At 45.5% G+C, this 9645-nt stretch carries 6 protein-coding genes; 5 read left to right on the top strand and 1 reads right to left on the bottom strand.

What is annotated here, in order from left to right:
- The first annotated feature begins 78 nt into the window (after nt 1-78).
- From LZF95_RS05740 to LZF95_RS05725, 4 genes are all read left to right on the top strand, one after another.
- Complete coding sequence (locus LZF95_RS05740) at nt 79-1857, top strand: sensor histidine kinase (protein WP_233754022.1); 1779 nt, start codon at nt 79-81, stop codon at nt 1855-1857.
- A gap of 118 nt (nt 1858-1975) precedes the next feature.
- Nucleotides 1976-2620 carry a response regulator transcription factor gene (locus LZF95_RS05735; RefSeq protein WP_233754021.1) on the top strand — a complete coding sequence of 215 codons (645 nt, stop codon included), beginning with the start codon at nt 1976-1978 and terminating at the stop codon, nt 2618-2620.
- A 441-nt stretch (nt 2621-3061) separates the two neighbouring features.
- Nucleotides 3062-3574 carry a DUF6252 family protein gene (locus LZF95_RS05730; protein WP_233754020.1) on the top strand — a complete coding sequence of 171 codons (513 nt, stop codon included), beginning with the start codon at nt 3062-3064 and terminating at the stop codon, nt 3572-3574.
- 214 nt (nt 3575-3788) lie between these two features.
- Nucleotides 3789-5678, top strand: a complete 1890-nt coding sequence (locus LZF95_RS05725; RefSeq protein ID WP_233754019.1) for a PQQ-binding-like beta-propeller repeat protein — start codon at nt 3789-3791, stop codon at nt 5676-5678.
- A 415-nt stretch (nt 5679-6093) separates the two neighbouring features.
- Here LZF95_RS05725 and LZF95_RS05720 read toward each other — a convergent pair whose 3' ends face one another.
- Entirely contained in the window at nt 6094-6507 is a 414-nt protein-coding gene (locus tag LZF95_RS05720) for a hypothetical protein (protein ID WP_233754018.1), read from the bottom strand.
- A gap of 550 nt (nt 6508-7057) precedes the next feature.
- On the opposite strand from LZF95_RS05720, the gene LZF95_RS05715 reads away from it, so the two are divergent.
- Nucleotides 7058-9418, top strand: coding sequence for an ABC transporter permease (locus tag LZF95_RS05715; RefSeq protein WP_233754017.1), 2361 nt, complete (start codon nt 7058-7060; stop codon nt 9416-9418).
- Nucleotides 9419-9645 lie beyond the last annotated feature (227 nt).

Raw genomic sequence — 9645 nt, 5'->3', positions numbered from 1 at the left:
ATAAGTAAGTTCAATATGATGAAATCGAGCCTGCCTACCTCCGGGCAGGTATGGCCACTGAAAAACAATTATAAACACATGAAATTGTTCGTTGTTGTATTCATTTTCCATATATGTGCGGTCACCCAATCGTGGGCACAACAGCTACCTTCTGAAAACAAAACAAACAAAAAGTACCAACGAGCACTTGACATACGCAGCTCAAACCCCGATTCCAGTCTTATCTATATCCATCAAATATTAGACTGGGCCAAAGCTAACAAGCAAACGCAATGGCTGGTAAAATCGCATAAGCTATTAGACGAACTGTATTATTACCGCAATGAACGCGAAAAGGGTTTCGACCATTTGGTGGAAGCACTTACCATCAGTCAGGAAAACAGTTTCATTGAAGATGAAATAGACATCCTTTATGCCATCGGCCTGCACTATTCGCGTAGTGCCAGAAGAGCCAACAAAATCGTTGATGAGGAGAAATTGCGCACAGCTATAGAATACCATCAAAAAGCAATAACACTGGCCGAAGCGCACGGCTTTCCTGTATTGGCTTCCACAGGGCACAACCATTCCGGGGTTTGTCTGTGGCGTTTGGGAGAACTGGACAGTGCCCTGAAATCATTTCAAAAATCGGAAGACTATTCTCGTGCGGCTGATGATTCCATTGGCCTAGGTTATACGCTGGATTACATGGGAGGCTTGCTGGACGAAATGGGTCAAAAAAGCAAAGCAAAAATGATGTTGCTTGAAGCTCTAGAGGTCAGGAAAGCCCTGAAAGACACCTTTCCTTATGCTATCAATCTGAACAACGTCGGGGAATTTTACCTTCGTGAAAAGGACTACAACAACGCGAAAGCCTACCTGGACTCTTCCTTTCAGCTTTCTTCCTCAAAACTTTATCAAGACCTGGCCATACACACCGCTTCTTTGTTGTCCGATGTCTATGAAAACAGTAATCGCTTCGATCTGGCCTACGGGCTGAAAAAGCAAGAAATTCGGATGATGGACACCTTGTACAGCATCAACAGGGCCAAGTCACTTATAGAAATGGAAGCCAAATACGAGGCTGCCCAAAAAGACAAAGCCCTGTTGGAACAGAAGCAAACCATTCAGCAGAAGGAGCTTGATCTGAGGAAACGGACGATATGGCTCATTACTTCCGCAGGATTGTTGTTGCTGATCGCAGGCATGCTGTACTACCTTTTCAAGCGGAAAGAACTTGTCGCGAAACAGGCTGCCCTGGAACTGAAACTTGCCGAAGAAAGAGAACGCGCCAATATTCAGGAAGAGCGTCTCCGTATCTCCAGAGAACTTCACGACAACATCGGCTCTTATCTTACACTCATCAACGCCTCCGTAGAGCAGATACCGGAGATGTCTCCCGATCAGATCACTGATAATCTGCCGGAACTGCAAAAAACACTGGCACTAAGCATGCGTGAATTGCGCAAGACCGTTTGGTTACTGAACAATCAGGAAATCACCATGGATGCTATTGCTCTCCGTCTGCGTGACTTCTTTAAACCGCTCAACCAAAATGGCACTAAAATCACCGTACGCTCCGATGGTAACACCGAAAAAACCCTCACTGATATCCAGGCCACACATCTTTTCCGTGTCATACAGGAGGCTGTAAGCAATGCATACAAATATGCCAAAGCCCAGCATATCCGCATCCTTTTAGATGCCCGCGAGAAAATATGCTTTTCCATTAGTGATAACGGGGTCGGCTTTGAGATTTCTTCTGCCCGGAGCGGTAACGGATTGCAGAATATGAAATCCAGAATGACCGAATTGAAAGGTGAGATCCATGTCAACAGCACCCCCGGTAACGGGACCACCGTGGAGGGCCGATTCTAGAATAAACAGCTATAATCCCAAAACCTGGATTTTCAAACCAGCCTAGAAAATACGAACAACTGCGTATAGCCATCTAACCCTAAGCAGTTAACTTTATGATGAGTATAACAGACAAGAGATGCCCATTCATATAGCGATAGCGGAAGACAACAGCTTTGCCCTGCAGGGCCTAAAGAGACGTCTGGCAAAATACCGAGAAGCCATCATCAAATGCACCGCCAAAAACGGAAAGGAATTATTATCCCACCTGCAAAAAGACCACAACATTGACATTGTCTTAATGGATTTGCAAATGCCCGAAATGGACGGCATTACCGCAACCTTGGAAGTAAAAAACAAATACCCGCAAATCAAAGTGCTTATTCTCACCACTTTCGATGATGAGGAAACCCTGTTCAACGCAATCCTGTCGGGAGCGTCGGGCTATCTGTTAAAAGAGGACAACGGCACCGAAATTTTTCAGGCTATCATGGACACCCTCTCCGGGGGAGCCGCTATGAGTCCGGTAATAGCCCTAAAAACGTTGCAGCTTATACGCCAACCCCTCTCCAAAGATCAAAAACAAGAAGACTTTGGGCTCACCACCCGTGAAATAGAGTTGCTCACCCAGCTTAAAAACGGTCTTACTTACGAGCAAATAGCAGCCAACCTTCACATCAGTTACCATACAGTCCGCAAGCACATCGAAAACATTTACCGCAAGCTACAGGTGAACAATAAAGTCGAAGCCGTAAGGAAAGCGTCTGAAAACAGGTTGACCTAAAGCAAATACGCAAACACCTGTTTCCCGCTTCTTCAGGCTGATTCTTTTCGCATATAGGGATCATTCAGGCAAGTTTCCACTATTCTTTTTCATTTACACTTTATATGATATCCACTTTTCCACCAGTAAGGAGGCAAAAGCGACATAAGATTTCGTAAACAAGCATAAATCTTCATTCAACAGCCTTGGACCTGCCTTGTCGGTAAGCAGGTCAGGTACACCTGAAATTTTTTTCAGCATGCCCTATTTATACAGGATAGCTTTCAAAATACGAAGAATTGCGTATGGATTCACTCTTAGTAAGCACCTTACTTTACAACTATATAATCAGATCCAATTTTTGACTCAATAAAAACCATGCTTTACAGACTATCTTTTTACCAAAGTGCCAATAATGACGACCAGAAATTGAACTAAACAGATAACAAAAAACAGATAACCATGAAAACGACTAAAAACAAAATGTACGGAATGCTGATAGCTTTGACTTTGTTGCTTGCAGGATCCTCATGCAGTAACGATGATGAGCGGGATCCCGGAAACGCTGACTCCGGGACAATTAAGGCCAAAGTGGATGGAGCAACATTCACCTCAAACCCTCAGTTCAGTGCGGCTAACCGAATCAGTGTGGGTTCAACTACCACTGTGACCCTTCAGGGAAATGACAGTTCCGGCAAAGGGATCGTAATTGTTTTGAACGGGGTGACAGGCCCGGGAATATACCAAATTGGAGGAGGTGCCAATATATCAATAAGTGCCAGCTACATAGAGGTAAACACTTCCAACCCGCAGGCAACACAGACTTGGCAGGCTCCATTTGACTCTTCTGTTGCAGGCGAAGTCACTATAGACGAGTTTACGGAAACCAAGATTACCGGATCTTTTGAGTTTACCTGTAAAAACTCCGGCAACAATAGTACGAAACAAATAACTGAAGGAGCCTTCAACCTGTAAAAGCATCAGCGTTCCACCTCCGGTACAATTGAAAACCTGATCCATTTCATGCAATCCAAAACTACCCGGAGAAGCGGGACTGACCGCACGAACTAGTAATAGCCAATCTCTAGCATAAAATCCAGTTGACTATGAAATCGAGCCTGCCAGCAGGCAGGGATTCCCTGTCCGACGCCACGCGGGCATGTGACCATTAAAAATCAATTATATACACATGAAAAAATATATTTTACTATTGATTGCTCCTCTGATCGCTTTGGGAGCTATGGGACAAACCAGCCCACAATTCATTTATGATATAGGAGGAAAAATTGAGAAAATGCAACTTACCGATGCAGGGGTACTGCTGGTCAATGGCAGTAGCGGTCTGGCAGGTATCAGACCCGGAGCATCAGACCCACATTTTGTGTTCGAAGAGTATGGAAAAATCAAGGAAGACGAAATAGAGATAGTTCCCCTGTCCCCTTATGTTATAGTGACCCAAGGCGGCAAATCTCAGATTCCCGGAACCCTTTTCGCCAACTCCAAGCGCACGGTGATCGATGTGGTGCAGGGCAAAAAAATGTTTGTGACCGAGGAAAAGGGATGGAAGCAGATCGCCCAACTCAAAATTTTCCTACCCGAGAACAAATTGGTCGTAGTGGGTAACCGCAACAAGGACGAAGGTGAGGTATTGGCAGTGGGTATCTATGATCTGGCAACGGGCAAACAGGAAGGCTTTGCGAACCTGGATCCGAAAGCCGGCAAGACCCGCAGTGCGGCCAGCATCCCGATGAGTTCAGGAACTCCTTTTCTCCTAGGCGACAGGGTATTTGTCCCCACGACCAAAAACGTGGTATGCGCCAATGTGGAAGATGGGACAATTTTGTGGGAAACAGACATCAAAAACATCTCCCAAATGACCGTTGACCCTTTAGGAAATGAAATCTACGGTTTTGAAGAACGCTCCAATGGTGATACCCGTATCTACAAGTTTGGAAAAGACGGAAACCCGCTCTGGGACAAGGAACGTAAAATAAAAGGAAGCATTACCCGCTTTAAAATCCTGCCTGATGGTCTGGCAGTAGTAAGCGATGTATTCAAAGGCGGTGGCAGCAGTACTTTGGGCCAACTGACTGCAGGAGGACAATCCGAAATAGCCTTTCTCAATGCCGCTTCGGGTGAAGATCTGTGGGAAAAGACCCCTAAAACCAAGGGGTATGTAAGCCATTTTTATGTCATGGATGATGGGATTTTGTTTGGCTTAAAAGAAGGCGGAATCAACAAAATATCATTTAGTGGAACTCCCCTGTTCAAAAAACCGCTGAAAACTGGTGAGAACATACATACCATGGCCAATACTCCTCTGGGACTCATTTACATTTCTGAAACTGATGCCAATATCGTGAATCTCTCTACAGGTGAGCCGGTTTGGAAGAAACCCATTGAATACAAAAAAGCCTCTTCCGTGTCCAGCTCTTATGATCAGGCAAACGGGCGCTATCTGATCAACACCGGGGATGAATTGCTGGCAATCAACGAAAAAACAGGAGATGTAAGCACCTTGTCCAAATTCAAATTTGAGGGAAAGGAGAGCGCTAGCGAGATCGATGTGCGCAACTCCGGGATATTTTTGGCCTCGGACCAAAACATGATGCTCCTGGACACTGAAGGCAAAGAAAGCTACCACACCTTTCACAAAGCTCCTGGGCAAAGCGGGATTGTGAAGGTAGCCATGGGTGTGATGACCGTGGCTTCGGCCACTGTTGCGGCCGCGGCGGCCTCACAATCCACCTATCACTATTCCCTGGGCAACTACAGCAGTGCCGGGGCGCAGCGGGCCAACCAAAACGCGATCGCCGCCAGGAACTTTGAAAACATAGCTTCCAGTTCCTATCAGGAAATGACCAAGCGGTTTAAGGCCACCATGGCAACCGAAAACGACCGTTTTATACTCACTGTGCTCGACGCCGGTGTGGGACTGGTAAAGGTGAACAAAGACACCGGAATAACCGAAAAGGCAATTGTTCTAAAGGACAAAAAGCCCCTATATGAGGTCGATGATATGGAAGGCTATCTGTACTACCTCTCTAGCAGCGGAGAAATCAGCGCTTACAAACTGTAAGACAAGGAGTGCCGTTCCGCTTAAAGCGGAATGGCACTTCTTCCAAAGAGATGGCAAAATTCAATATGATTCCATCTTTCGGGACAGAGAAATCAGCCCACAAAAGGTTTTTAAAAACGAAATCTGTAAAAGCTTTTACCCTTTGCCCAAGGCGTATTCCACTTTTTCTTATCATCCCCTCTTGCCACTCTGAATTGACCGCTAGAGAAAACAAGCCTTCCTCCTCCATCATTTTTTGGCAGCATATTACAGACCATCTGTATTTAGTGCCAATTCATCTGCCTGATCTTCAAGTCCCTCAACCTGAAAACCGAAAACAGTTATACTAAATCCTGACAGCATGACTACCGAACTGAAAAAAAAGGTGAGAGTAGGTTTTCCATTTTAAGCATTCCAACTCTTCCAAATTCCTGCTTTACCAGGAATTCTTTTTGTACGCGGAATAAATGGAAATATAGCTCTCTCTGAGTCCCCGGTTAAAAAACCTAAAGTAAACCACATCCGCACCGGCAGTGTACTTATCCGGGAAGTGTAATCTCCGAAGCAGCTCCTTCTTCACATCTCGGTACTCAGGCAGTAAATGTTCCCGCTCCAAGACCACAACCTTATCAGTTTGAAAACGCTCCTGGTGGATTGTATTTTTAGGATCCAACATAGGGTACAGGTAGTCGTATATGGGCTGCTCCCATTTATCCGGCAAGGGTCGTTTTCCGACCATCCACTTATAGATGGATTTACCACTGATTCCCACCTCATCCTCAATCACTGAAATACGTAAAAAATGCCTGTGCATTATCAAAAATTGTCTTGCCAAAGAATCTACGATCATAGGAGTTTGAAGAATTACAGCTTTACGATTATACCTTTACGCCAAAGTTATCATCTATTTTGCTAAATAAATAGCATTTATCGCCACTAACTTTTTAAAAAAACAACTGAAATCCACCATCTTGCCGTACTTCTACAGCTACTTATCCAAATTTTTCGGTGGGCAAGGCCAATGACTGGGATCAGGATCACAAATTCCCAACAGCGGAAATGACAACGAACACGCTCGGTATATTTTATCGGCAAAGTCCGTACAGATTCCGCCAAGAATAGCATGGGAATAGTCTATGGAATATAGATCACGGAAGCAGAATAGTGTGGACGTGTTCTCTGTGGCGCAGACCAGGGGGCGCACAACATCAAACACCGGGATTTCTTCAGAAATGTCCGATTTTGAATAGCTGGGCCCGCAAGCGAACGAATCAGATGGGAGACGATAGCAATTCCAATTGATTATCAATGAATTGTGATTGGCAAAGTGTTTGAAAAGCCGAGCCTTATATTCACGCTATATTTTGCCTCTGCCGCATGTGCGCACTTACCTTATCAATATGATAAAGAACTACCTGAAGACTTCCTTTCGCAACCTCTATCGCCACAAAGGCTATACCCTGATCAATATCCTGGGGCTTGGGATAGGGCTTGCCACCTGCATGCTGATCCTGCTTTGGGCTATTGACGAGTGGAAATATGATGGATTTCATGATAAGTCCGACCGCATCTATTCTGTTTTGATCAACAATACCTACCCTGACGGAGAGATCAAGACCCATGGCGCCACCCCTTCTATATTGGCAGAAGCCATAGAACAGGAAGTCCCTGAGGTGGAGATGGTCTCACGGACAAGCATGAACGAAAAGCTACTCCTCAAACATGGCGAAACTTCATTTCTTGAAAACGGAATATATGCCGATCCAGAACTTTTCGAAATATTCAGCTTCCCCATTCTCAAAGGAGCTATGGAATCCCTCAAAGGAAACCGGAATACCATCGCCATCTCTGAAAAACTGGCTAAGAAGCTATTTGGGGATAAGGATCCTATTGGAATGGCCCTGGAAACCAACCAAGGGCACCAATTTCAGGTAAGCAGTGTCTTTGCCGATATCCCTGCACAATCCAGCATTCAGTTTGATTTTGTCCTTCCGTTTGAAGTTTTTCTCGTAGAGAATCCCTGGTCGCACCACTGGCAGAGCGGGGGCACACGTACTTATGTAGCCTTGCATCCTGACAGTGACGTAGCGGAAGCAAACCTGAAGTTTTCCACGCTGGTATCCAAAAACTGTTCAGCCTGTAACAGTAGTCCGTTTCTATTCCAGTACTCCCGGACCAGATTATATTCCAATTTTGAAAATGGCCAAGAGGCCGGAGGAAGAATAGAGAAAGTCGCCTTATTCTGTTTTATAGGGCTGATCATTTTGACCATGGCCTGTATCAACTTCACCAATCTTGCCACGGCAAGAGCTTCTACCAGAGGCAGAGAGGTAGGGGTAAGAAAGGTAATTGGCTCCCAAAGGTCCGGACTGATAGTTCAGTTTTTATCGGAATCGGTCATTCTTTCATTTATGGCATTGGCCATTTCACTTCTACTCGTCAATTTTCTTTTACCCTTCTTCAGTGAGGTCACAGACAAGGATATCACTTGGAGAGACCTGGATTACCTGTTTCTGGCCGGGGCAGGCTTGCTGACCTTAGCCTGTGGTCTTCTGGCAGGTGTCTATCCCGCCTTTTTTCTGTCCTCTTTTAAGCCTATTTCAATCCTGAAAGGAGGCAACGCACCAGTGCTCACAGGGGCAAGGTTGAGAAAGTCCCTGGTCGTAATTCAGTTGGCGGCATCGGTCACCTTGATAATCGGGAGCTTGGCCGTGTACAGTCAGCTGGACTACATCACCAAAAAAGACCTTGGCTATGAGAAAGAAAACGTGATCATCATCGATCCTAAGCAGGAAGTATTGAGAAGCCCGGAAGTTTTTAAACAGGAATTGCTGGATTTCCAGGGTATTCAGCGTGCCGGCTTTGTCGGCAGCGACATCCTGACCATTCCTATCACCACAGATGAGGTCTCATGGGCAGGAAAACCGGAAGGCAGTACCACATTCTTCAAACTCTTACGGTGTGACCAGGATTTCCTTCCTACGTTGGGCATCCCTATGGTGGCCGGAAGGAATTTCTCTTCAGAACAGTCCCAAACCCCAAGCTATCTACTCAATAAAAGGGCCATTGATATGATGGGGATCAACGCTGAAGAGGCCATAGGAATGGAACTGGATGTATGGAACGGAAAGGGGCAGGTGATTGGAGTGACAGAGGATTTCCACAACAACAGCCTCAGAGAGGACATTGAGCCTATGGTCTATATGTATTCCACTGATGTGGGCTTTCATTATTATATCAAAACGAGGGCTGGATATACCATGGATGAATGTTTGGCCCACATAGAAAAAACGCTGAAAAAGCTCAGTCCAGACCAGCCATTTGAGTATAGTTTTTTAGATGAGGCGTTTGAGCGGGAATACCAGATGGAAAAAGTACTGGGTAAATTATCCCTTGGATTTACCGTCGTGGCATTGCTGATTGTATGTTTGGGGCTATTTGGGCTTTCCTCTTTTGCCGCGGCCAAAAGGGTCAAGGAGATGGGGATAAGGAAGGTATTTGGTGCGTCCCCTGGTCAATTATGGGCGCTTCTCAGCAGGGATTTCGCTCTCTTGACCTCCGTAGGGTTACTGATTGGGCTTCCTATAGCCTGGTATATGGCAAAGACCTATCTCTCAGGTTTTGCCTACCATACCACACTTGGGATAGGGGTTTACCTTTATACGGTGATCGGACTACTCGGCATTGCCTTGCTCACCGTTACTTTCCAATCCCTCAAAGCAGCATTCGTCAACCCAGTGAATTCCTTGCGGGACGAGTGAAGTTGGGAGATGGGTGAATTGGAAGATTGAGGGGTTTCAGATTCGGAGTTGAGGGATAAGAAGAGATTGGGAGAGACACGGTATGCAGGAGCAGTAGGCAGAAATGAAATTAGAAAGATAAAGTATGAAAGCTAAAAAATAGAGAACTTATTGATACTGTGGAATTGGGGCTGGTTGCCCTCTAACTCCATTGGATCTATAAGATTTCTCCGTTATGCTGCTTCTCC

This window comes from Algoriphagus sp. AGSA1 (assembly GCF_021390545.1).
In the GTDB taxonomy this organism is placed as follows: Bacteria; Bacteroidota; Bacteroidia; order Cytophagales; family Cyclobacteriaceae; genus Algoriphagus.
This window is presented reverse-complemented; position numbering and strand designations above follow the sequence as displayed.